This is a genomic window from Streptomyces sp. NPDC058371 (assembly GCF_042723265.1).
Lineage (GTDB): Bacteria > Actinomycetota > Actinomycetes > Streptomycetales > Streptomycetaceae > Streptomyces.
Genome location: NZ_JBHXJC010000013.1, coordinates 101220 through 124580, shown reverse-complemented (window position 1 = coordinate 124580; position 23361 = coordinate 101220). Strand labels below are relative to the sequence as shown.

Below are 23361 nucleotides of genomic sequence, written 5' to 3'. Positions count from 1 at the left end.
CGGCCCTGGGGGTACGAGATGGAGCTCCGAGGCAGCCGTTCTGCGCAGTCAGGGCCTACTGGGGGGCCATCGGCATGATCCGTATCAAGGCTGGGCTTCCCTGCAGGGCGAGGACCCGAGCGCATCCCCGCGGAAGGATCGGGGCTGTCGTGGCCCGGGGGATCCGCCGCGGCCGACGCAAGGACCCCCGGCGCTTCCGGCGTGCGCTCTCGACAGGGCTGCCTGCCGTCTGGGGCGCGACCGCCGTCACGTACAAGATGGCCTGTCCGCTCGCGCAGCAGAACGGGCTCGGCGCCCGGATCGTCACCAGCGCCGTCTTCTTCGCGGTGGGGACGGGGCTGCTGCTCCATGTGAGAAGGGCGCTGGCGCGCGAGCTGCGGCAGATGCGCAAGGTCGCGGGCGCCGCCCAGAACGTGCTGTTGCGGCCGCTGCCGCCGCGGATCGACGGGCTGAACATCGCCGCGGCACAGCTCTCCGCGGAACGGGGCGCCCTCGTCGGCGGCGATCTGTACGAGGTGATCGCCACCGAGCACGGCGTACGGGTCGTCATGGGAGATGTCCGCGGCCACGGACTCGGTGCCCTCGGAACCGTCGCCGCCGTCCTCGGCAGTTTTCGCGAGGCCGTGCACGACGAGCCCGAACTCGGCTGTGTGCTCAGGAGACTTGAGCGTGCCCTGGGCCGGCATCTGCGCGAGCGGGCCCGGGCCGAGCATCCCTCGGCGGGACCGAACCCCGACAGCCCGGTCGCCGAGGAGTTCGTCACCGTGCTGCTGCTGGAGATCGGCCGGGACGGTGCGGTGCGCGCCCTCAACTGCGGGCATCCGTGGCCGTATCTGCTCAGCGGCGCCCGGGTCGAGCCGCTCACCCGCGCCGAACCCCTGCCTCCGCTCGGGCCCTTCCCGCTGCCGGCCGAGCTGCGCACCACGAGCGGGGGGCGTCTGCTGCCCGGCGAGGCGCTGGTCCTGTACACGGACGGTGCTGAGGACGCACGGGACGGCCGTGGCCGGTTCTTTCCGTTGCCCGCGGCGCTGGCCGAGGCCCTCCGTGAGCATCCGGTGGTCCTGCCCCAGGCCGTTCTGAGGTCCGTCTTCGCCGCGCTGCTGCGTCACACCCGCGGTGCGCTCGCGGACGACATCGCCATACTCGTGCTGCGCAACGACCGCAGGACACACGTCCCTTCGGGCGCGCGGGACAGTGACCCGTGCGGCTCCGTCGCGGGACCGCGGCCGGCCGCCTCGGACCCGCAGCCGACGAACCGCGTGTAGTCCCGGCGTCTCCGCGAAGCGCGGACGCGCCGTCCGCCCCGCCACGGAGTGTCGGGCAGGCAGCTGGGCGGACGGCGCGGAAACGGGCCACCGCACTGTACGAGGGGGAGCCGGCGGCCCGGCCGGCCTCTTGCGAGGCATTTCAGTCAACCGGCCCGAAACGCTCTGCAACAGCGCGCGTACTGCCCGGATTCGAGCATTCCCTTCACACCCCGTGTGAAGGCGGACGCACTACTCTGTCGACACCGAGCCACCGGAGGGCCTTCATGCAGCCCAACACCCTGCTCGACGCGATTCTCGACGAGGCCGGCATCTCCCACGCGGGACTCGCCGCGCACGTCAACCAGGCGGGGCGGGTGCGTGGCCTCGCGCTCAGATACGAACACACCGCCGTGGCGCGGTGGTTGAAGGGGCAGCGCCCCCGCGGCCAGGTGCCCGACCTGATCTGCGAAGTACTCGCGGGACGCCTCCACCGGTCGGTCACGCTCGACGACATCGGCCTCGGCGTCCCCGGCGAGCCGTCCGCCCCGCACGGCACCACGCTCTCCGGCTTCGTCGAACGGGCCACCGCGCTGTGGCGCTGCGACGAACAGCAGCGCCCGCACATCCTCGGCGCTCCGGCGGTCACCGGCACGCCGGCCGTGATGCCGGTGTGGGAGTGGGAGAACCCACCCGAGGACGTCGACGTCTCGCGCGGCGGGCGGCACCACGTCAGCATGGCCGACATCGACATGCTGCGCGCCGCCCGCGCCCACTACGAGCAGATGTACCGCAAGGCCGGCGGCATCGCGACCCGCACCCGCATCGTCGGCTTCCTCAACTCCGAGACCGCGCCCCTGCTGCGGGGCGGCTACACCGACGCGACCGGACGCCAACTCCATCGCGCCACCGGTGGGTTGGTCGCCATCGCGGGCATCTGCGCCTACGACTCGGACGCGCACGGGCTCGCGCAGCGCTACTTCCATCAGGCGCTGCGCCTGGCAAAGGCCAGCGGGGACCGGGGACTTGGCGCGTACGTCATAGCGCTCCTGGTCAACCAGTCGCTGTTCATGCGCGAGTACCGGCAGGCGGTCGCGTTCGCGGAGGCCGCACTGCGTGCCGCGGGGCGGCACATCACTCCGGCGCTCGCCTCCGACCTCTACGCGATGCAGGCCAAGGCGTACGCACACCTCGGCGACGGCAGCAGCGCCCTGTCCTGCATCCGGCGTGCCGAGCAGGCCGCCGAGCGCATCCGGCGCGGTTACGAGCCCGATGAGACCGGCTATGTCCAACCGGGCCTCGTCAACGTACAGGTGGCGGAGGCGCTGCTCAGTCTCGGGGACCTGGTGGCCGCGGCCGAGCATGCGGCGGCCGCCGTGGACACGCCGGCGCACGACCGGGGGCGGGTGCACCGGCTCGCCATGCTCAGCCAGATCGAACTGCGTCAGGGCAACGCCGACAAGGCGGTGGCGACCGCGGTCCAAATGGCCGAGCAGGCACGGGGGATGGAGTCCCAGCGACTGCGCGACAGACTGCGGGCGGTACGCGAACACCTGGTGGCCAGCGGCTGCGCCGGCACGGCGGCGGCCGCCGAACTGATCGACGGGGCACTGCGCGTACCGCTGTAGGCAGCCGGTCGGCGGGCCCCGCGCGTACGGCCGTAGGCATCGGCGGGGCCTCCGCGGGGCAGCGTCTCCGGGGGACCGGGAGACACGCCCCGTCCGGCCCCGGAACGGACCGCGCCCGTCTCCGCCCGACCACTGTGCCCCCGATTGCCCGGAACACTGCGCCTGCCGCTGCGCTGTGAGCGGACTGCCGTGAGCTGCTGTCTGGACGCTCCTGCTGCGATATTGCCATCTACTCGGCGGAAGGTGGCAGAACCGTGCAGTGGACGAAACAGAACGAACAAACTGTGTATGAAAACCGCTGGTTCAGCGTCAATCTCGCGGATGTCGAGCTGCCGGACGGTCGGCACCTCGATCACTTCTTAATACGGCTGCGGCCCGTCGCCGTGGCAACTGTGGTGAATGAGGCCAATGAGGTGCTGCTTCTGTGGCGGCACCGCTTCATCACCGACAGCTGGGGATGGGAGCTCGCGGCGGGCGTCGTCGAGGACGGCGAGGACATCGCCGTCGCGGCGGCCCGCGAACTCGAGGAGGAGACCGGCTGGCGGCCGGGCCCGCTGCGTCGTCTGATGAGCGTCGAGCCCTGCAACGGGCTCACCGACGCCAGGCACCACATCTACTGGGCCGACGAAGGCACGTACATCGGACACCCCGTGGACGATTTCGAGTCGGACCGCCGGGAATGGGTTCCCTTGAAACTCGTTCCCGACATGGTCGCCCGCGGCGAGGTCCCGGCCGCCAACATGGCGGCCGCGCTGCTCCTCCTGCACCACTTGAGGCTCGGGCAGGACGCTGTGCCCTGATCTCCCCCCCCCCGGCGTCCTGGGGCCTAATGGCCGAGAGCCTGCCAGACCGCCACGGCCAGTGCGCCCACGGCCGCGATGGCCGCGACCGCGGGCAGCGGCCAGCGGGTGTGCTCCATGGCGACGATCCGTGCGCTCAGATCGTCGACCTCCTTGGTGGTCTGTTCGGCGCGGTGACTGAGCAGAGCCAGCCCTCCCTCGACGCGGGCATGCGCCACATCGAGGCGGCGGCGTAACTCTGCGAGTTCCCCCTGGACCACGGGATGCTCGGGGTCGGCGGTCACGTGTCCGCTCCTTTCCGTAGTCGTCACATCCCTTACTGCGCACGGAAAGTCAACTCGCCTGGTGGGCGCGTGGGGAGCGTGTGCGAGGGGCATATGCGGGCCCGGCGCGCACACGGTGTGTGAATGGCGCGGGCCCGGCTCTCGAAAGAGTGCCGGGCCCGCGCACGCCCAGGTTTTACGCTGGGTAGTCAGTAACTGCCGCGCACTCAGTAGCTGTAGAAGCCAGAGCCGGACTTCCGGCCGAGGCGGCCGGCGTCCACCATGCGCTGGAGCAGCGGGGGAGCGGCGTACAGCGGCTCCTTGTACTCCTCGTACATCGAGTACGCGACCGAGGCCACGGTGTCCAGGCCGATCAGGTCGGACAGCTTGAGCGGGCCCATCGGGTGGGCGCAGCCCAACTCCATGCCGTTGTCGATGTCCTCGCGGCTCGCGATGCCCGATTCGAACATCCGGATCGCCGACAGGAGATACGGGATCAGCAGCGCGTTCACCACGAAGCCCGAGCGGTCCTGGGCGCGGATCGCGTGCTTGCCGAGGATCTTCTCGACGAGGGACTGCGCCCGGCTGAGGGTGCCCTCGGAGGTGGTGAGCGCCGGGATCAGCTCGACGAGCTTCTGCACCGGGGCCGGGTTGAAGAAGTGGATGCCGATGACCTGGTCCGGGCGCGAGGTCGCGACGGCCAGCTTCACCAGCGGGATCGAGGAGGTGTTGGAGGCGAGAATCGCGTCCTGCCGGGTCACGACCTGGTCGAGCACCTGGAAGATCTCGGTCTTGACCTGCTCGTTCTCGACAACGGCCTCGATCACCAGATCCCGGTCGGCGAACTCGCCGAGGTCGGTGGTGAAGCTCAGCCGGTCCTGGGTGGCCTGGAGCTCGTCCGCGGAGATCTTTCCGCGCTCGGCCGCCTTCGAGAGGGAGTTGAAAAGGCGGGTACGGCCAATCTCCAACGCCTCGCCGGTGGTTTCGGCGACCTTGACGTCAAGGCCGGCACGGGCGCACACCTCGGCGATGCCCGCTCCCATCTGGCCGCAGCCCACCACTCCGACGCGTTCGATGTCGGTCACATCGTCCCTTTCGCTGATCATCGGGCTTGGCAGGATCCCCGTTGTTCGGTGCCTGCTCCGATCGTGCACGTTACCTCCGAAGTCCCGGTGATCGATCGTGCGGGTCGGGCATGCTGTGCGGGGAGACGATCCGTGACGGCGCGGATCCGCAGCGTATGGGGGTGGGCAGATGGGGCGGGTGTCACGTCGGGCGTTCGCGGTGGCCGCTGTGGCGACGCTGTCGGGGCTCACGATGGCGGGCGACGCGGTGGCGGCACCGGGCGTGGCAGGAGCCGCCGGTGCGACGGGCCGGCACCGGCCGACGCGCGCCCTGCGCGGCATGTGGCTGGCGACCGTCACCAACCGGGACTGGCCCTCGCGGACCGGACTGACCGCCGCCGAGCAGCGGGCCGAACTCCTCGCCCATCTCGACACGGCGGTCCGCCGTCGCCTCAACGCCGTGGTCTTCCAGGTGCGCCCCACGGCCGACGCGCTGTGGCCCTCGCCGTACGAACCGTGGTCGCAGTACCTCACCGGCGTCCAGGGACAGGACCCCGGCTGGGATCCGCTCGGTACGGCGGTCAGGGAGGCCCACGCGCGGGGCCTGGAGCTGCACGCCTGGTTCAACCCCTACCGGATCGCCAACCACACCGACCCCACCAGGCTCGTCGCCTCCCATCCGGCACGGCTGCACCCCGACTGGGTCGTGCCGTACGGCGGCAAGCTCTACTACAACCCGGGGCTGCCCGAGGTCCGTGCCTTCGTGCAGGACGCGATGCTCGACGCGGTGCGCAAGTACAGGATCGACGCCGTGCACTGGGACGACTACTTCTACCCGTATCCCGTCGCGGGCCAGGTCTTCGACGACGACGCGGCGTACGCGGCCCACGGCGACGGCTTCCCGGACCGGGCGGCCTGGCGCCGGTACAACATCGACCGGCTGGTGCTGGAGACGGCCGCCCGCATCAAGAAGGTCCGCCCCTCGGTCCGCTTCGGCATCAGCCCGTTCGCGGTGTGGCGCAACGCGGCGACCGACCCGCTCGGCTCCGACACCCGCGCCGGTGTGCAGACGTACGACGATCTGTACGCGGACACCCGGAAGTGGGTGCGGGAGGGCTGGATCGACTACATCTGCCCGCAGGTGTACTGGAACATCGGCTTCGCCGCCGCGGACTACGCGAAGCTGGTGCCCTGGTGGGCGAAGGTGGCCGAGGGCACCGGCGTCCGGCTGTACGTGGGGGAGGCGCTCTACAAGGCCGGCGATCCCGCGCAGCCCGCGGCCTGGCAGGACCCGGCCGAACTGTCCCGGCATCTCACCTTCGCCGCCGACTTTCCGCAGGTGCGCGGGCACGTCTTCTTCTCGGCCAAGGAAGTGGGCGTGGACCGGATCGGCGCGATGGCGCGCGTGGTCGCCGACCACTACGGGAAGCCGGTGAGAACACCGCGCTGAGCCCGCGCGTCCGGTCCCGGCGGGATGTCCGGTCGCGGTGACCGCCCGGACCCGGCGGACGTCCGGTCGCGGGGCCCGGCGGTTACAGGCTGATCCGACGGGCCTTAGCCCAGGTTCTCCCGGTGGCGGATTTCCGAGTCGGGGCCCGGGGACATCACGGCCTCGTGCCCGTCCTGGAAGCGCACACGGTAGGGGGGTGTGCCCTCCGCCCCCATGACTTCGGTGATCTCTGCGACCTTGTCGTGCTGTCCGACAATCCTGCCGTGCTGCACAAGCTGGTCGCCCACGGTTGCACGCATCTGGAGGGCCTCCTCATCACGTGCGGGAACAGCGGTCGGTGGCCACGATTCTACGGCTGGAGACGCCGGTTGGCCCGGTCCGTGCGGGTCCCTCAGCCCCGCGTTCGCTGGGTGACGGCGATGCAGACCAGCACGGCAGCGGCCGTCAGGGGTGCGGCCGGTGTGAGGTGCTCACCAAGGAGCAGCACCGACCACACCAGTGTGAGCAGCGGCTGCGCCAGCTGCAACTGGCTGGCCTTCGGAACGCCGATCGCCGCCATGCCGCGGTACCAGACGACCAGACCGAGGAACTGCGAACCGGCCGCCACCCACAGGAGTCCCGTCACACTGTGCGCCGTCAGCCGCGCCGGCTCGTACGACAGCGCGGCCAGCGCGCCGGGCAGCGACAGGGGCAGGCACAGGACCAGCGCCCAGCCGATGACCTGCCAGCCGGGCATGACCCGGGCCAGCCGGCCCCCCTCGGTGTAACCGGCGGCGCAGACCAGCAGCGCCCCGAAGAGATACGCGTCCGCGCCGGTGAGGGCGCCGCCGCTCTGCTGCACCGTGAACGCGATGACCGCCGCGGCGCCCGTGAGCGCGGCGGCCCAGAAGGCACGGGAGGGCCGCACCCCGGTGCGGAGCGCCGAGAGGAGCGCGGTCGTCAGCGGCAACAGCCCCACCACCACGGCCGCGTGGGAGGTGGTGGCCGTCTCCAGCGCGAGCGTCGTCAGCAGCGGGAAGCCGAGGACGACACCTGCGGCCACCACGGCGAGCCCCGCCCAGTGCTCGCGGGCGGGCAGTCGCACGCGCAGCGCCAGCAGACAGCCACCCGCGATCACCGCCGCCAGCACACTGCGCACGGCCACCAGCGACCAGGGCCCGAAGCCCTCCAGGCCCCAGGCGGTGGCGGGGAAGGTGAGCGAGAAGGCGGCGACACCGAGGGCGGCTTGGAGGGTGCCGGCAGTGCCGGCCGCGGCGGCTCGCCTCGGGCGGCCGGTGGTGCCGGCCTGTGTGCGGACGTCGGGCCCGGTCTCCGCGCGGAGGGCGTGCTCGGCGGTCCGGGCGGTGTCGCCCGGGGTGTTGACCGCTATCCCGGTCGAGGCAGTAGCGCTATCCTGTGCTCTCATGCAAGAGCGTAGCAGTGTCGATGAACTGGCGAATCGGCTGCGGGGCGAGCTCAACCGCTACTCGGCAGGTGGAAAGCTGCCGTCGAGTCGGGCCCTGGTCGAGCGGTTCCGGGTGAGTCCGGTGACGGTGTCGCGGGCCCTCGCGCAGCTGGTCGCCGAGGGGCTGGTGGTGACGCGGCCCGGGTCCGGGGCCTTCCGGGCCGAGGCCCGTACGGCTCCCCCCGCCATCGGGGACACCGCCTGGCAGGAGGTGGCACTGAGCGCGGACGCCACCGCCGAGGGCGTGCCGCGCACGGTCGACGCGTCCGGCGTGCTCGTCTCGCTGGCCGCACCCGCGCCGGGCGTGATCGAGTTCAACGGCGGTTATCTGCACCCCTCGTTGCAGCCGGAGCGTGCGATGGGCGCGGCGCTGTCCCGCGCGGGACGCCGGCCCGGCGTCTGGGGGCGGCCGCCGATGGAGGGGCTCGCCGAGCTGCGGGAGTGGTTCGCCCGGGGCATCGGCGGCGCGACCTCCGCGGCCGAGGTCCTGGTCACCGCGGGCGGTCAGTCCGCGTTGACGACCGCCCTGCGGGCGCTCGCACCGCCCGGTGCGCCGGTTCTCGTCGAGTCGCCCACGTACCCGGGCATGCTGGCGATCGCCCGGTCGGCCGGTCTGCGGCCCGTGCCGGTGCCGGTGGATCCGGACGGGGTGAAGCCCGCCCTGCTCGCCGACGCCTTCAAGGCGACCGGCGCCCGGGTGTTCGTCTGCCAGCCCCTGTTCCAGAACCCGACGGGCGCCGTGCTCACCCCCGAGCGCCGGGGCGAGGTGCTCCGGATCGCCCAGGCCGCGGGCGCGTTCGTCGTGGAGGACGACTTCGTACGGCGGCTCGTGCACGAGGACGCCGGGCCGCTGCCGCGTCCGCTCGCCGCGGACGATCCCGACGGAGTCGTCGTACACGTCGGCTCGCTGACCAAGGCGACGTCGCCCAGCTTCCGGGTGGGGGCGCTCGCGGCCCGCGGCCCGGTGCTGGAGCGGCTGCGCGCCATCCAGGTCGTCGACACCTTCTTCGTGCCACGCCCCTTGCAGGAAGCCGCACTCGAACTCGTCGGCTCACCCGCGTGGCCGCGCCATCTGCGGTCCGTCGCGACCGAGTTGAAGAACCGCCGCGACACGATGGCGACCGCGCTCCGCCGCCACCTGCCCGAACTCGCCCTGCCTCACATCCCGTCCGGCGGCTACCTCCTCTGGCTGCGGCTGCCCGACGGCACGGACGAGTCGGCGCTGGTCGCGGCCGCCCTGCGCGCGGGCGTGGCCGTCGCTCCCGGCCGCCCGTACTTCAGCGCCGAACCACCCGCCGGCCACGTCCGGTTGAGCTTCGCGGCCGTCGCGGGGACGAGTGAGATCACGGAGGGGGTACGGCGGTTGCGGGTCGCCTGCGACGAGGTCCTGGGGTGACGGCACCGGAACGCCGGGTGTGGCGAAGGGTCGGCTCGCGGTGGTCGGCGCCGGACCGGCGGACCAGGGGATGCCGACCGTCTCGGGCGACCGAGGCCGGGGCTCGGTCAGGCAGGATGCCGCGATGCCGCGATGCCGCGATGCCGCGATGCCGCGATGCCGCGATGCCGCGATGCCGCGATGCCGTGGTGACGCGGTTACCGGGCCGCGCGCAGCGTCGGGTGAGCGCCGGACGCCGGGTCTCGACGACCCGTGGGGCCGTTGGCCCCGGGCGGTGCGCGTGACTCCTTGGGTACCCTGAGTTACCCCTCTTGACCTGCGCTGTTTCGCGGATCACCATCGCCGCATGCATCTTCGGGTCACCTTCGTCGCTGCCGCGCGCAGCTCCTCGTTGCTCGCGGAGCGCTTCGAGGACGACCGGCCGCTGGATCAGGCCGGCTGGCACGAGGTGCAGCGCGTCGCACATGAACTGGTGCCGCTGTCGGCGGCAGAACTGCGCTACTGCTCACCGACCCCGCGCAGCAGGGCCACCGGGGACGGGCTCGGCTACGCGCCGCTCGTCCAGCTCGCTCTGCGCGACTGCGACATGGGGCGCTGGCGCGGCTTCACGCTCGGCGAGGCGATGGCGCGCGAACCCGAGGCCGTGGACGCCTGGCTGTCCGATCCGCGCTCCGCTCCGCATGGCGGTGAGTCCCTGATGTCGTTCATCTCCCGGGTGGGCGCCTGGCTCGACACCCGGCCCGCCGACGACGGCAGCCGGATCGTCGCCGTCGCCGAACCCTCCGTGGTGCGGGCCGCGCTCGTCTACGCCCTGAAGGCCCAGCCGACCTCGTACTGGAACATCGACGTGCGCCCCCTGTCGACGGCCACCCTCACCGGGCACAACGGGCGCTGGAACCTGCGTCTGGAGGCCGGGTCGGGGCACGTCTAGGGCCTGTCGCGCGGACTCCGGGGCCGACTCGCCGGAGCGGCGATGCGCACGCGTGCGTAGTCGGTCGTGAGGACCAGGTCCTTGGCGGGGCCGCCCACGCGCCACACCGTGCGCCAGTGGTCGGCGTCCCGGACGGTGAACTCGCCCCGGTAGAGGTCCGCCACGCACGGATGGTCGGCGACGTGACGCCCGGTCGTGAGGTCCAGGTCGTGGAAGGGGCGGCCGTCGGCGAACCGTACGGCCGCGGTGCCCGGACGTTCCCCCGGCAGGAACCACAGCGTCCGTTCCGCGGGCCGGGGCGTGCCCTGCCAGTCGAACATGCCGGACTCCTGGTGGAGGAGGCCGTCGCCGCCGTCCTCGAGGGGCGAGAAGACCGTCGTGCCCGTGAAGCGGCCCGCGGCGCCGGACGCCAGGTCCTTCACCTCCCGCTCCACCCGCCAGCTTCCGGCCAGATAGCCGAGCACATCGGCCACCGGCCTGAACTCGCCCGTCCCGTCTCGCACTTCGTCCGCTCTCCGCTCTGGGCCGGCCATGGCGCCGGATGCTGCGCGATCCATTGACGCGCCCTTGCCCCCTCCCTATCTTGCCGTTCGAAGTACAGATCAGTGTCTGATATTTCGAACAACTAGGGAATCGTGGAGCGTCCATGTCACCCACCCGCACCCGCTGGAGACTCGGTCTCACCGCCGCCGCGCTCCTGGTGGCCTCGGCCGTCGTGCCCGGGCCCGCGAACGCCGCCGCCGACGTCACCGACTACACGATCAGCGTCGACCCGAAGGGCTCTGGCGCGACCATCGACGACACGATGTACGGCGTGTTCTTCGAGGACATCAACCGGGCGGCGGACGGCGGGCTCTACCCGGAGCTCGTCCAGAACCGGTCGTTCGAGTACACGAGCGCGGACAACGCCTCGTACACCCCGCTCACCTCCTGGAGCACCTCCGGAGCCGCACGGGCCGTCGACGACGACGGTCGCCTCAACGCCCGCAACCGCACCTATCTCGCCCTGGGTGCCGGTTCATCGGTCACCAACTCCGGCTACAACACGGGCATGCGGGTCGAGAGCGGCCGCACGTACGACTTCTCGGTCCGGGCCCGCACCGGTGCCGGGTCGTCCCTGACGGTGACACTGCACGACGCGGACGGCACACTCGCGCCGGCCCGCCGCGTCGCCACCCGGGGCGGCTGGTCCCAGTACACGGCGAAGTTCACCGCGAGCCGCGGCAGCACGACCGGCCGCCTCACCGTCACCGCCGACGATCCCGTGGCGCTCGACATGATCTCGCTGCTTCCGCGGGACACCTACCGGGGTCACGGCCTGCGCAAGGACCTCGCCGAGAAGATCGCCGCCCTCCGTCCGGGCTTCGTGCGCTTCCCGGGCGGCTGCCTGGTCAACACCGGCAGCATGAAGGCGTACGACGAGGCCTCGGGCTACGAACGCCGACGCTCCTACCAGTGGAAGGACACCATCGGTCCCGTCGAGCAGCGGGCGACGAACTCCAACTTCTGGGGCTACAACCAGAGTTACGGCCTCGGCTACTACGAGTACTTCCAGTTCGCCGAGGACATCGGCGCGATGCCGCTGCCCGTCGTGCCCGCGCTGGTCACCGGCTGCGGCCAGAACAGGGCCGTCGACGACGACGCGCTGCTGAAGCGGCACATCCGGGACACGCTCGACCTCATCGAGTTCGCCAACGGGCCCGCATCGAGCCGGTGGGGGAAGCAGCGGGCGGCCATGGGTCACCCCGCGCCCTTCCACCTCACGCACCTCGAGGTCGGCAACGAGGAGAACCTGCCCGCGGAGTTCTTCGCCCGCTTCAAGGAGTTCCGCGCGGCCATCGCGGCCGCGTACCCGGACGTCACCGTCATCTCCAACTCCGGCCCCGACGACAGCGGTTCGACCTTCGACGCGTCCTGGAAGCTGAACCGGGACGCGGACGTCGACATGGTCGACGAGCACTACTACAACAGCCCGCAGTGGTTCCTGCAGCACAACGACCGCTACGACGCGTACGACAGGAACGGCCCCAAGGTCTTCCTCGGCGAGTACGCGTCCGGCGGCAACACCTTCGGGAACGCCCTCGCCGAAGCCGCGTACATGACCGGCCTGGAACGCAACGCGGACGTGGTGAAACTCGCCTCGTACGCCCCGCTGCTCGCCAACGAGGACTACGTGCAGTGGCGGCCCGACATGATCTGGTTCAACAACCACGCCTCCTGGGGGTCCGCCGACTACGAGGTGCAGAAGCTCTTCATGACCAATGCCGGGGACCGGGTGGTGCCCAGCACCGCGAGCTCGACCCCCTCGGTGAGCGGCCCCATTTCGGGCGCGGTCGGCCTGTCGACCTGGGCCACCACGGCCGCGTACGACGATGTCAGGGTCACCGGCGCGGACGGCACCGCGCTGCTCGACGACGACTTCAGCGGGGGCACCGGGCGATGGACCCACACGGGCACCGGCAGCTGGAGCGTCCAGGACGGTCAGTACGTGCAGACCGACGAGGCCGCCACCAACACCATGGTCTCGGCGGGCGACCCGGCCTGGCACGACTACGACCTGCATGTGAAGGCCACCAAGAGGTCCGGCAAGGAGGGCTTCCTCGTCGCCTTCGGCGTCAAGGACACCGGCAGCTACTACTGGTGGAACCTGGGCGGCTGGAACAACACCGCCTCGGCCGTCGAACAGGCTGTGGACGGCGGCAAGTCGACCCTGCTCTCCAAGGCCGGTTCGATCGAGACGGGTCGCGCCTACGACATCGGCATCAAGGTGCGCGGACGGCAGGTGACCCTCTCCCTCGACGGCAAGGAGTGGGGGAGCTTCACCGACGACAGGCCGGCCGAGCCGTTCCGGCAGGTCGTCACGCGGGACGCGCGGACCGGTGAACTGATCGTCAAGGTCGTCAACGCCCAGTCGGCGGACGCGCGTACGGCCGTCGATCTGGGCGGGGCCAGGGTCTCACCGAAGGCGAAGGTGACCACGCTCGCCGCCGCGCCCGACGCGGTGAACAGCGAGACGGACACGGCCGTCTCGCCGGTCACCTCGACCTTCGCCGGGGTCGCCGACCGGTTCACGTACACCTTCCCGGCGAACTCGGTGACGTTCCTGAGGATCAGGGCGCGGTAGACACCGGCAGCAGACCGCGCTCGGCGAACACCTTCTTCGCGACCAGGGTGGCGTTGATCGCCTTCGGCATGCCGCAGTAGCCCGCGGAGTGCAGCAGGGCCTCGACGATCTCCTCCGGTGTGAGGCCCACGTTGAGGGAGGTGTTGATGTGCACCTCGAGCTGGGGCTCGCAGCCGCCGAGCGCGGTCAGCATGCCGAGGGTCATCAACTGGCGGTCGCGCGCGGCCAGTCCGGGCCGTGAGTAGATCTCGCCGAAGCCCCAGGCGACGATCTGGTGGGCCAGTTCGGGGTTGATGTCGGTCAGCGAGTCGATGACCCGCTGTCCGGCCTGGTTGTCGATGCCCCGAAGGACCTCCAGGCCTTTCTCGAAGCGCTCTTCGCGGGTGGTGGGCTCGCTCATGTGGGGTCGTCCGTTCCCGGCCGCCCGCGCCGGGGCGGGCAGCCGTACAGGGGTCGGTCGTGCTGTCCAGGTCGGGTGACGGCACGGCGGATCCGCTTCCGGATGCGCTTCCGGGTGCGGTTCGCCGGGCGGGGGCGCGGTGACGCCGGTTGTCATCACCGGAGTCGCCACGCCTGCGGTGACGCCGGTCGCCATCACCGGAGTCGCCACGACTGAACCGTAGAACTTGGAGCGCGCTCCAAGGCGAGGTGTTCCGGTGCTCACTTGCCGGCGCTCACCCTCTCGGTGAGGAACTCCTCCCAGGTCCGGTTGCCGGTGTCGGTGCCCGTGAGGGCGAGGTTCTCACCGGCGCGGTAGGCCTTGCCGGCCTTTCCGGGCATCCGCACCGGCATCAGCGGACGGCGCTTGCCGCGCGCGCCCAGGTAGCTGCGGAGGAGGTCGCCCATCGGGTACACCGTCGGCCCGGTCAGGTCGGGCACCAGACCGGCCGGCCCCTCCAGCGTCAACTCCACCAGACGGGCGGCCACTTCACGCGAGTCGACCGGCTGGAACTGCAGACCGCCCGGGACGGGGATGACGGGCATCCTGGCCATCTTCTCGGCCATCATCAGCACGATGTCGTGGAACTGGGCCGCCCGCAGCATCGTCCACGGGATGCCGGATTCCGTTACGGCCTGTTCCGCCGCCAGCTGCGTCCTGAACCAGCCGATCGGCATCGTGTCCGCCCCGATGACGGAGATGTACACCAGGTGCTTCACCCCGGCCTGCCGGGCGGCCCGCACCAGGTTCTGCGTCACCTGGTCGTCGCCCTTGGTGCCGCCCGCCAGATGCAGCACCGTCTCGACTCCTGCCAGGGCGGGCTCGAGGCCCTCGCCCCGGAGCAGGTCGACGGCGAAATGCTCGACGCCGTCGGCCGGCGTGCCGCCCTTCCGGCTCAGGACCCGGACCTGGCAGCCGGCCGCCCGCAGCAGGGGGACGACGTGGCGGCCCAGGTTGCCCGTGCCGCCGGTGACCAGGATGGGGGAGGTCGTCATGGCAATTCCTCGTTTCGTCAGATCCGGGAGTCGTGCTCCCGGCTTCTTCGGCCGCGTTGTGTCGATCTACTGTTCTGACACCCGGCGACGAAGGAATGTGACACGTGGACGAGAACGCATCGCTGACGTCGCTGACGGAGAGGTTCGAGGAACAGCGGTCCCATCTGCGGGCCGTCGCGTACCGGATGCTCGGCTCCCTCAGCGAGGCCGACGACGCCCTTCAGGAGGCCTGGCTGCGCGCGAGCCGCGCCGGCACCGAGGGCGTGGAGAACCTCGGCGGCTGGCTGACCACGGTCGTGGCGCGCGTGTGCCTGAACATGCTGCGCTCGCGCGACCACCGGCGGGAGGACCCGCTCGACCCGCTGGTGTCGGACCCGATCATGGGCCCGGAGTCGGGGAGCGACCCGGTCCAGGAAGCGGAGCTGGCCGACTCGGTCGGGCACGCGATGCTCGTGGTGCTCGACACCCTGGCGCCCGCCGAACGCCTCGCCTTCGTGCTGCACGACATGTTCGCGGTGCCCTTCGACGACATCGCCCCGATGATCGAGCGTTCCGCCGCCGCGACGCGGCAGCTCGCCGGCCGGGCCCGCCGCCGGGTCAAGGGCGGCGGCGCGGTGCCCGCCGCCGATCTCGCCCGGCAGCGCGAGGTCGTCGACGCCTTCCTGGCCGCCACCCGCGGCGGGAACTTCGACGCGCTGGTCTCCCTGCTCCACCCCGGTGTGGTGCTCCGGGCCGACAAGGCCGTCATCCCCACCCCCGAGCCCATCCGTGTCAGCGGCGCGCACGCCGTGGCCAAGGGTGCGATGGCCGCCGTGGAACGCGCCCAGTTCACCGGCGTGGCCCTGGTCGACGGAGCCGTCGGCCTCGCCATGGCCCGCCACGGCCGACTCGCCCTGGTCCTCGCCTTCACCATCACCGACGGCCACATCACCGAGATCGAGGTCATCGCCGAACCGCCCCACCTACGCCGCCTCGCCCTCGCGGTACTCGACGCCTGACCGCATGGCGTCAGCACATGCCCAGGTCTCGATCAGGTGCGTGATGTTCTCGCGGTTGCGTGCGGGGGGCGGGCCTCAGATCTGCTCTTCGTAGAGGAGTGGACGTTGCTCGAAGGCGACGGATGGCTCTCAGTGGTGCCGTTGGACTGCACCCAACGCGGCAGATGTGCCGTAGGCGTGGGACCCACTTGGCTGCGCCGAGGTAACGATCACTCCGCTGGGCCGGGGTTTCTGCGCTGGTTGGCATTGAAGCGCGCCTTCTTCTGACGATTGCCGCACGTGTTCATGTCGCACCATTTGCGGGTGCGGCTCTGGCTGGTGTCGAAGAAGGCTGCTTGGCAGGTCGGAGAGGCACACAGGGCCAGTTTTCCGTCTCGTTCGCCCGAGATGATGCTGATCGCGTCGGCGGCGATCACGCTGAGGGCGTCTTCCACGCAGGAAGCCGAGCCGAGCTGCCACTGCCGCTTGCCCTCGGGCGTCAGGATGGCCGCGGCCCGACCCTGAGCGCTGCGGTTATTGATGACGTGGACGGCAGGTGCGGGGAGAACATCCTGGATCGCGGCTGCTGTCGCGGCGGCGTGAATCGACTCCCTCAGTTCCCGGGCGAGGTCGAGCTGGGCGGTGGTGCAGGAGTCCACGGCGAGGCCGTACACCGCCAGCCAGTCGACGAGTCGCTGCGGCGTGGGAATGCGCTCCACGGCATCGCCATGACGCTCCGACAGGGTCCCCGTGAAGCTGGTCGCCAGCACCGAACCGAGGCGGAAGTCAGGGAAGCCAGCACGCATGGAACCACCTTAGCTGGTTGCGTCGTGGCTCGGAGAACTGTTAGAACCGTCTTAGCCGGTTCCGCGAAGCCAGGAGGTCTCATGCCCCGTCCGACCAGCGACGTGCAAGCATTTGAAGCCCACGCAACCGACGCCGACCTCGACGATCTGCGTGCGCGACTGGCCGCGGCGCGACTGCCGGAGGCTGAGACGGTTCATGGCGCCGCGCCCGGCTCCCGCCGGTGGGAGCAGGGCGTTCCTCTCGCCGACCTCGTCGATGTCGTGAACTACTGGCGCACCGGGTACGACTGGCGGCCTTTCGAAAGGCGTCTTGACCGGATCGGTCAGTTCCGCACGACCATTGATGGTCTGGGAATCCACTTCCTGCACCGCCGATCCGTGCGCGCGGATGCCACTCCTCTGATCTTGACGCACGGCTGGCCGGGCAGCATCGCCGAGTTCACCGATGTGGTGGACGAGTTGGCGGATCCGAAGGATGCGGACGCGCCGGCGTTCCACGTCGTGGTGCCGTCGCTGCCGGGCTTCGGATACAGCGACAAGCCGGCCACCACCGGGTGGGGAACCGAAAAGATCGCGGCCGCATGGGTCGAACTGATGGGAAGGCTCGGCTACAGCCGGTTCGTAGCCCACGGCGGCGACTGGGGCGGCAATATCACCACGGTCCTCGGCGGCAGGTTCCCGGCGCACGTTCTCGGCATTCACACCACGTTCGCGGAGGCGCCGCCCGGGTTGACGACGGACGGGCTGACGGCGGTCGAGCACCGGTGGACCGAGGAAACCCGCGATTTCTGGCGCCACCGCGCGGCGTACGCGAAGCAGCAGGCGACCCGGCCGCAGACCATCGGCTACTCACTCGTCGACTCACCGGTCGGGCTGCTTGCCTGGATCCTCGACAAGTTTGCCGAGTGGTCGGACACCGAGGACAGTCCGTTCGAGACGATTTCCAGGGACCGCATTCTTGACGACGTCACCCTGTATTGGCTGACGCGGACGGGCGCATCGTCGGCCCGCATTTACTACGAAAGCCACAACTCGCTCGACCCCGAACTTCGGGTCGACGTCCCATCGGCGATCACTATGTACCCCCGCGACGTCGAGAAGAGCCCGCGCACCTGGGCACAGGAGCGGTACCGCCAGATCGTCCGCTGGAGGTCGCCCGAATCCGGGGGACATTTCCCGTCGCTGGAGGTCCCCGAGTATTTCGTCAAAGACCTGCAAGAGGGCCTCGCGGCCGTGCTGGCGGCCAATCGGTGAACGCGGCTGGGTGCCGGCACTCGATCACCGCCTGATCCGGCTCAAGGCGTTGCCCGACGGCTCCCAGTCCGAGTTCATCGAGACGGCAGAACGTGGTCGGACAGGGCGCGGCTCGTAGACAGGCCTGGGCAAAGTCCGGGATATGTCAGGCCTGCCCGCCCGCATGCTCGAAGCCCAGCCGGAACGGCTGCGACAGCACCTCCGATGCCCTCAGGAGGTCCAGCGCGACCAGCAAGCGCATCTCCTCCAACGACTCGTAGGCATGCTTCCTGCCCGTTGAGGCCATGCCCTCAAGCCCGGGGCGATGCCGCTGTTCGCCCGCCACCGGAACCCCCGCATCGGGCGGGACGACAGCACCGGTACGTGCGCCATATCCCGGATCGGCCAGCAGACGGTCACAGGTGCCGCCTCCGCGCCCCCTGCCGCATTGCATAAACGTGCAGAGAAACGTATAGTCATGCCATCAGGAGGAGGGTTCCATGGCGGTACGTGTGGCAGTGGCCGGGGCGAGTGGATATGCGGGTGGAGAGCTGTTGCGGCTGCTTCTGGTGCATCCCGAGGTCGAGATCGGCGCCTTGACGGGCAACTCGAACGCGGGTCAGCGCCTGGGCGCGCTGCAGCCGCATCTGCTGCCGCTCGCCGACCGCGTCCTGCGGGAGACCACCGCCGAGGTGCTCGCCGGGCACGACGTCGTGTTCCTCGCGCTGCCCCACGGGCAGTCCGCCGCCGTCGCCGAGCAGCTGGGCACCGAGGTCCTCGTCGTCGACATGGGCGCCGACTTCCGGCTGAAGGACCCGGCCGACTGGGAGAAGTTCTACGGCTCCGCGCACGCCGGGACCTGGCCGTACGGCCTTCCTGAACTGCCGGGTGCCCGTGCCGCGCTGGAGGGGTCCAAGCACGTCGCGGTGCCCGGTTGCTACCCGACGGCCGCCTCGCTGGCGCTCTTCCCCGCGTACGCGGCCGGGCTCGCCGAGCCCGAGGCCGTGATCGTCGCCGCCTCCGGCACCTCGGGCGCCGGCAAGTCGCCCAAGGCGCATCTGCTCGGCAGCGAGGTCATGGGCTCCATGTCCCCGTACGGCGTCGGCGGCGGCCACCGGCACACCCCCGAGATGATCCAGAACCTCGGCGCGGCGGCCGGCGAGCCCGTCACCGTCTCCTTCACTCCGACGCTCGCCCCGATGCCCCGCGGCATCCTCGCCACGTGCAGCGCGAAGGCCAGGGAAGGCGTCACCGCCGAGTCCGTACGGGCCGCGTACGAGAAGGCGTTCGCGGACGAGCCGTTCGTGCACCTGCTGCCGGAGGGACAGTGGCCCGCCACGGCGTCCGTCCACGGTTCCAACGCCGTTCAGGTCCAGGTCGCGTACGACGCCGCCGCGCACCGCATCATCGCGATCAGCGCCATTGACAACCTCACCAAGGGCACCGCGGGCGGTGCCGTCCAGAGCATGAACATCGCCCTCGGGCTTCCCGAGGAGCAGGGTCTTTCCACGATCGGAGTCGCACCGTGAGCCGGGGGTACCGCCCAGCGGTAGCTGGGGGAGCAGGCGCAGCCACCGGGCTGCAGACCACCACGAAGGCCGCACCTCTTCGCTGCACGGGCGAAGAAGCGAACAAGGAGACACAGTGAGCGTCACCGCTGCCAAGGGCTTCACCGCCTCCGGCATCGCAGCAGGCATCAAGGAGAACGGCAACCCGGACCTGGCCCTCGTGGTCAACAACGGGCCCCGCCTCGCCGCCGCGGGCGTCTTCACCTCCAACCGCGTGAAGGCCGCGCCGGTGCTCTGGTCCGAGCAGGTCCTCAAGGACGGTCTCGTCTCGGCCGTCGTCCTCAACTCCGGTGGGGCCAACGCCTGTACGGGACCCCAGGGCTTCCAGGACACGCACGCCACCGCCGAGAAGGTCGCCGAGACCCTCGACGTGAACGCGGGCGACGTCGCCGTGGCCTCGACGGGACTCATCGGCGTACTGCTGCCGATGGACAAGCTGCTGCCGGGAGTCGAGCAGGCCGCCGCGCGCCTCTCCGGGCACGGCGGCGAGAAGGCCGCCATCGCCATCAAGACCACCGACAGCGTCCACAAGACCTCCGTGGTCACCGGCGACGGCTGGACCGTCGGCGGCATGGCCAAGGGTGCCGGCATGCTCGCCCCCGGCCTCGCCACCATGCTCGTGGTCCTGACGACGGACGCCGACGTCGAGAGCGACGTACTGGACAAGGCCCTGCGCGCCGCCACCCGCACCACCTTCGACCGCGTCGACTCCGACGGCTGCATGTCCACCAACGACACCGTGCTGCTGCTCGCCTCCGGCGCCGCCGAAGTCACCCCCGGCTACGAGGAGTTCGCGGAGGCCGTACGCGCGGTCTGCGACGACCTCGGGCAGCAGCTCATCCGGGACGCCGAGGGCGCCGGCAAGGACATCAAGGTCGAGGTCGTCAACGCCGCGAGCGAGGACGACGCGGTCGAGGTCGGCCGCTCCATCGCCAGGAACAACCTCCTCAAGTGCGCCATCCACGGCGAGGACCCCAACTGGGGCCGGGTCCTCTCGGCGATCGGCACCACACAGGCCGCCTTCGAGCCGGACCAGCTGAACGTCGCCATCAACGGCGTCTGGGTCTGCAAGAACGGCAGCGTCGGTGAGGACCGCGAGCTCGTCGACATGCGCTACCGCGAGGTCCACATCGTCGCCGACCTCGCCGCCGGCTCCGAGACCGCCACGATCTGGACCAACGACCTCACCGCCGACTACGTCCACGAGAACAGCGCGTACTCGTCATGAGCACTACTCGTAAGCACACCGCGCTCCCCAAGGCGCAGATCCTCATCGAGGCGCTGCCCTGGCTGACCCGGCACCGCGGCAAGACCGTCGTCGTCAAGTTCGGCGGGAACGCCATGATCGACGAGGGGCTGAAGGCCGCGTTCGCCCAGGACATCGTCTTCCTGCACCACGCCGGCCTGAAGCCCGTCGTCGTGCACGGCGGCGGACCGCAGATCAGCGCCGCCCTCGACCGGCACGGCATCGTCAGCGAGTTCAAGGCGGGCCTCAGGGTCACCACCGAGGACGCCATGGACGTCGTACGCATGGTGCTGGCCGGGCAGGTGCAGCGCGAGCTGGTCGGGCTGCTCAACCAGCACGGGCCGCTCGCCGTCGGCATGACCGGCGAGGACGCGCACACCATCACCGCCACCAAGCACCGGCCCGAGATCGACGGCGAACTGGTCGACATCGGCCGGGTCGGCGAGATCACCGCAATCGACACAGGCGCCATCGAGGCTCTGCTCTCCGACGGCCGTATCCCGGTCGTCTCCTCGATCGCCCGCTCCCAGGACGACGGACATGTCTACAACGTCAATGCTGATACGGCGGCTGCGGCACTCGCTGCGGCGCTGGGTGCCGAAACCCTGATGGTCCTCACGGACGTCGAGGGCCTCTACGAGGACTGGCCGAACTCCGACGAGGTCATCAGCCGGCTCACCGCGAGCCAGCTGGAGAAGCTGCTGCCCGAGCTGGCCAGCGGCATGGTGCCGAAGATGGAGGGCTGTCTGCACGCCGTCCGCAACGGCGTCACCACCGCCCGGGTCATCGACGGCCGGGTCCAGCACTCGATCCTGCTGGAGATCTTCACCGACGAAGGGATCGGCACGATGGTCGTGCCGGACGAGACGACCGAGGGGGACGCGTGACCGGGACCGCGACCAACGCAGAGCTCACCGAGCGCTGGCAGGGCTCGCTGATGGACAACTACGGCACCCCGCGCCTGCCCCTCGTCCGCGGCGAGGGCACCCGGCTGTGGGACGCGGACGGCAACGAGTACCTCGACTTCGTCGGCGGGATCGCGGTCAACGCGCTCGGGCACGGCCATCCCGCGATCGTCGAGGCCGTCAGCCGGCAGATCGCCGCCCTCGGCCATGTCTCCAACCTCTTCGTCGCCGAGCCGCCCGTGGCGCTCGCCGAACGGCTGCTCCAGCTCTTCGGCCGCGACGGCCGGGTGTACTTCTGCAACTCGGGCGCCGAGGCCGGCGAGGGTGCCTTCAAGATCGGACGGCTCACCGGCCGCAAGCACATGGTGGCGACCGAGGGCGGCTTCCACGGCCGGACCATGGGCGCCCTCGCGCTCACCGGCCAGCCCGGCAAGCGGGACCCGTTCCTGCCACTGCCCGGTGACGTCACGCATGTCCCGTACGGCGACGCGCAGGCCCTGGCCGAGGTGGTCACCGAGGACACCGCGCTGGTGATCATCGAGCCGATCCAGGGCGAGAACGGCGTGGTCGTGCCGCCGCCGGGCTATCTCAAGGCCGCCCGCGCGATCACCGCCGCCACCGGCGCCCTGCTCGTCCTCGATGAGGTGCAGACCGGGATCGGCCGTACCGGACACTGGTTCGAGTACCAGGCCCACGAAGGCGTCCTGCCGGACGTCGTCACGCTCGCCAAGGGCCTCGGCGGCGGACTGCCGCTCGGTGCGACCGTCGCCTTCGGGCGGGCCGCGGAACTCCTGAAGCCGGGTCACCACGGCACGACCTTCGGCGGCAACCCCGTCGTGTGCGCCGCCGGACTCGCCGTGCTCGACACGATCGCGTCCGAGGGCCTGCTGGAGAACGTCAAGCGCACCAGCGAGAAGTTGCGGGACGGAATCGAGTCACTCGGGCACCCGTTGATCGACCATGTCAGGGGTGCGGGCCTGCTGCTGGGTATCGTGCTCACCGAGCCGCTCGCGCCCCAGGCGCAGCAGGCGGCTCAGGACGCCGGCCTCCTGGTCAACGCGCCCGCCCCCGATGTCGTACGGCTGATGCCGCCGCTGAACCTCGGCGACGACGAGGTGGACGCGTTCCTCCGGGCCCTTCCCGGCGTCCTCGACGCAGTGCACGGGGAAGGACGATCCGGGGAATGAGACGACGATGAGTCAGGCGCAGGATCACGAGCACGCGGGGCCTGCCGTGCCGCAGACCCGCACCGCACGCCACCGCCGGATCGTGGACATCCTCAACCGGCAACCGGTGCGCTCCCAGAGCCAGTTGGCGAAGCTCCTCGCCGACGACGGGCTGACCGTCACCCAGGCGACGCTCTCCCGGGACCTGGACGAGCTGAACGCGGTCAAGATCCGCAACAACGACGGCGACCTGATCTACGCGGTACCGAGCGAGGGCGGCTTCCGCACCCCGCGCGTGCCGCTGGGGGAGTCGGCCAAGGAGGAGCGGATGCGGCGGCTCTCGGCGGAGCTGCTGATCTCCGCGGAGGCCTCCGCGAACCTCGTGGTCCTGCGGACGCCGCCGGGTGCCGCGCAGTTCCTCGCCTCGGCGATCGACCAGGCGGAGCTGCACGACATCCTCGGCACGATCGCCGGGGACGACACGCTGCTGCTGATCAGCCGCGAACCCGCGGGGGGTCAGGCGCTCGCCGATCACTTGCTGCGGCTGGCTCAGAACAATCATTGAGGCATACGTGAGTGGAGGGGGGGGGGACGGCCGGGGGGGGACCCCCCCCCCCTCTCCCCCCCCCCCCCACCCCCCCACGGTTCCCTGGTGTCTCCCCCCGACTCACACAAGACCCCC

At 70.8% G+C, this 23361-nt stretch carries 23 protein-coding genes; 14 read left to right on the top strand and 9 right to left on the bottom strand.

The window, feature by feature from the left end:
• Nucleotides 1-74: 74 nt before the first annotated feature.
• From ACFWM2_RS30710 to ACFWM2_RS30700, 3 genes are all read left to right on the top strand, one after another.
• Nucleotides 75-1265 carry a PP2C family protein-serine/threonine phosphatase gene (locus tag ACFWM2_RS30710; RefSeq protein WP_383286713.1) on the top strand — a complete coding sequence of 397 codons (1191 nt, stop codon included), beginning with the start codon at nucleotides 75-77 and terminating at the stop codon, nucleotides 1263-1265.
• Nucleotides 1266-1531: 266 nt separating this feature from the next.
• Entirely contained in the window at nucleotides 1532-2872 is a 1341-nt protein-coding gene (locus tag ACFWM2_RS30705; RefSeq protein ID WP_383286712.1) for a transcriptional regulator, read from the top strand.
• A gap of 254 nt (nucleotides 2873-3126) precedes the next feature.
• Nucleotides 3127-3672 (top strand): NUDIX hydrolase, encoded by a 546-nt coding sequence (locus tag ACFWM2_RS30700; RefSeq protein ID WP_358854678.1) that lies wholly within the window; start codon nucleotides 3127-3129, stop codon nucleotides 3670-3672.
• A gap of 26 nt (nucleotides 3673-3698) precedes the next feature.
• On the opposite strand, the gene ACFWM2_RS30695 is transcribed toward ACFWM2_RS30700, so the two are convergent.
• Complete coding sequence (locus ACFWM2_RS30695; RefSeq protein ID WP_383286710.1) at nucleotides 3699-3956, bottom strand: hypothetical protein; 258 nt, start codon at nucleotides 3954-3956, stop codon at nucleotides 3699-3701.
• Nucleotides 3957-4162: 206 nt separating this feature from the next.
• Nucleotides 4163-5041, bottom strand: a complete 879-nt coding sequence (locus tag ACFWM2_RS30690; protein WP_383286708.1) for a 3-hydroxybutyryl-CoA dehydrogenase — start codon at nucleotides 5039-5041, stop codon at nucleotides 4163-4165.
• A gap of 148 nt (nucleotides 5042-5189) precedes the next feature.
• Between ACFWM2_RS30690 and ACFWM2_RS30685 the strand changes: the two genes are divergently transcribed.
• Nucleotides 5190-6449: a glycoside hydrolase family 10 protein gene (locus ACFWM2_RS30685; protein ID WP_383286706.1), complete on the top strand. Its 1260-nt coding sequence runs from the start codon at nucleotides 5190-5192 to the stop codon at nucleotides 6447-6449.
• A gap of 104 nt (nucleotides 6450-6553) precedes the next feature.
• Here ACFWM2_RS30685 and ACFWM2_RS30680 read toward each other — a convergent pair whose 3' ends face one another.
• Both ACFWM2_RS30680 and ACFWM2_RS30675 read right to left on the bottom strand, forming a co-directional pair.
• Entirely contained in the window at nucleotides 6554-6748 is a 195-nt protein-coding gene (locus ACFWM2_RS30680; RefSeq protein WP_383286704.1) for a DUF1918 domain-containing protein, read from the bottom strand.
• A gap of 92 nt (nucleotides 6749-6840) precedes the next feature.
• Nucleotides 6841-7854 (bottom strand): DMT family transporter, encoded by a 1014-nt coding sequence (locus ACFWM2_RS30675; protein WP_383286702.1) that lies wholly within the window; start codon nucleotides 7852-7854, stop codon nucleotides 6841-6843.
• On the opposite strand from ACFWM2_RS30675, the gene ACFWM2_RS30670 reads away from it, so the two are divergent.
• Nucleotides 7853-9289: a PLP-dependent aminotransferase family protein gene (locus ACFWM2_RS30670; protein WP_383286700.1), complete on the top strand. Its 1437-nt coding sequence runs from the start codon at nucleotides 7853-7855 to the stop codon at nucleotides 9287-9289. The two genes, ACFWM2_RS30675 and ACFWM2_RS30670, sit on opposite strands and share 2 nt — an antisense overlap.
• Before the next feature lie 346 nt (nucleotides 9290-9635).
• Nucleotides 9636-10220 carry a histidine phosphatase family protein gene (locus ACFWM2_RS30665; protein WP_383286698.1) on the top strand — a complete coding sequence of 195 codons (585 nt, stop codon included), beginning with the start codon at nucleotides 9636-9638 and terminating at the stop codon, nucleotides 10218-10220.
• On the opposite strand, the gene ACFWM2_RS30660 is transcribed toward ACFWM2_RS30665, so the two are convergent.
• On the bottom strand, nucleotides 10217-10723 hold the full coding sequence (locus tag ACFWM2_RS30660) for a DUF6314 family protein (protein ID WP_383286696.1): 507 nt from the start codon (nucleotides 10721-10723) through the stop codon (nucleotides 10217-10219). The genes ACFWM2_RS30665 and ACFWM2_RS30660 overlap by 4 nt on opposite strands.
• Nucleotides 10724-10866: 143 nt before the next feature.
• Between ACFWM2_RS30660 and ACFWM2_RS30655 the strand changes: the two genes are divergently transcribed.
• Nucleotides 10867-13344: an alpha-L-arabinofuranosidase C-terminal domain-containing protein gene (locus tag ACFWM2_RS30655; RefSeq protein ID WP_383286694.1), complete on the top strand. Its 2478-nt coding sequence runs from the start codon at nucleotides 10867-10869 to the stop codon at nucleotides 13342-13344.
• On the opposite strand, the gene ACFWM2_RS30650 is transcribed toward ACFWM2_RS30655, so the two are convergent.
• Nucleotides 13331-13744 carry a carboxymuconolactone decarboxylase family protein gene (locus ACFWM2_RS30650; protein ID WP_383286692.1) on the bottom strand — a complete coding sequence of 138 codons (414 nt, stop codon included), beginning with the start codon at nucleotides 13742-13744 and terminating at the stop codon, nucleotides 13331-13333. The genes ACFWM2_RS30655 and ACFWM2_RS30650 overlap by 14 nt on opposite strands.
• A 260-nt stretch (nucleotides 13745-14004) precedes the next feature.
• Nucleotides 14005-14778 (bottom strand): SDR family oxidoreductase, encoded by a 774-nt coding sequence (locus ACFWM2_RS30645; protein ID WP_383286690.1) that lies wholly within the window; start codon nucleotides 14776-14778, stop codon nucleotides 14005-14007.
• Between the two features lie 185 nt (nucleotides 14779-14963).
• Between ACFWM2_RS30645 and ACFWM2_RS30640 the strand changes: the two genes are divergently transcribed.
• The gene (locus ACFWM2_RS30640) at nucleotides 14964-15776 is read left to right on the top strand and encodes a sigma factor (RefSeq protein ID WP_383286992.1); all 813 of its coding nucleotides are present in this window, start codon (nucleotides 14964-14966) and stop codon (nucleotides 15774-15776) included.
• Between the two features lie 209 nt (nucleotides 15777-15985).
• On the opposite strand, the gene ACFWM2_RS30635 is transcribed toward ACFWM2_RS30640, so the two are convergent.
• A complete protein-coding gene (locus ACFWM2_RS30635) occupies nucleotides 15986-16561 on the bottom strand; it encodes a CGNR zinc finger domain-containing protein (RefSeq protein WP_383286688.1) in 576 nt (191 codons plus the stop codon).
• Between the two features lie 81 nt (nucleotides 16562-16642).
• On the opposite strand from ACFWM2_RS30635, the gene ACFWM2_RS30630 reads away from it, so the two are divergent.
• Nucleotides 16643-17815 carry an epoxide hydrolase gene (locus ACFWM2_RS30630; RefSeq protein ID WP_383286686.1) on the top strand — a complete coding sequence of 391 codons (1173 nt, stop codon included), beginning with the start codon at nucleotides 16643-16645 and terminating at the stop codon, nucleotides 17813-17815.
• 145 nt (nucleotides 17816-17960) lie between these two features.
• On the opposite strand, the gene ACFWM2_RS30625 is transcribed toward ACFWM2_RS30630, so the two are convergent.
• Entirely contained in the window at nucleotides 17961-18140 is a 180-nt protein-coding gene (locus tag ACFWM2_RS30625) for a hypothetical protein (protein WP_383286684.1), read from the bottom strand.
• Between the two features lie 154 nt (nucleotides 18141-18294).
• Between ACFWM2_RS30625 and argC the strand changes: the two genes are divergently transcribed.
• The 5 genes from argC (at nucleotide 18295) to ACFWM2_RS30600 (ending at nucleotide 23244) form a co-directional block, all read left to right on the top strand.
• Nucleotides 18295-19323, top strand: coding sequence for an N-acetyl-gamma-glutamyl-phosphate reductase (gene argC, locus ACFWM2_RS30620; protein WP_383286682.1), 1029 nt, complete (start codon nucleotides 18295-18297; stop codon nucleotides 19321-19323).
• Nucleotides 19324-19438: 115 nt separating this feature from the next.
• The gene (gene argJ, locus ACFWM2_RS30615; protein WP_383286680.1) at nucleotides 19439-20590 is read left to right on the top strand and encodes a bifunctional glutamate N-acetyltransferase/amino-acid acetyltransferase ArgJ; all 1152 of its coding nucleotides are present in this window, start codon (nucleotides 19439-19441) and stop codon (nucleotides 20588-20590) included.
• Nucleotides 20587-21495 (top strand): acetylglutamate kinase, encoded by a 909-nt coding sequence (argB, locus tag ACFWM2_RS30610; protein WP_383286678.1) that lies wholly within the window; start codon nucleotides 20587-20589, stop codon nucleotides 21493-21495. The genes argJ and argB overlap by 4 nt, the downstream gene beginning before the upstream one ends.
• The gene (locus ACFWM2_RS30605; RefSeq protein ID WP_383286676.1) at nucleotides 21492-22700 is read left to right on the top strand and encodes an acetylornithine transaminase; all 1209 of its coding nucleotides are present in this window, start codon (nucleotides 21492-21494) and stop codon (nucleotides 22698-22700) included. Before argB ends, ACFWM2_RS30605 begins: the two co-directional genes overlap by 4 nt.
• 7 nt (nucleotides 22701-22707) lie before the next feature.
• Nucleotides 22708-23244 (top strand): arginine repressor, encoded by a 537-nt coding sequence (locus tag ACFWM2_RS30600; protein WP_383286674.1) that lies wholly within the window; start codon nucleotides 22708-22710, stop codon nucleotides 23242-23244.
• Nucleotides 23245-23361: the final 117 nt, after the last annotated feature.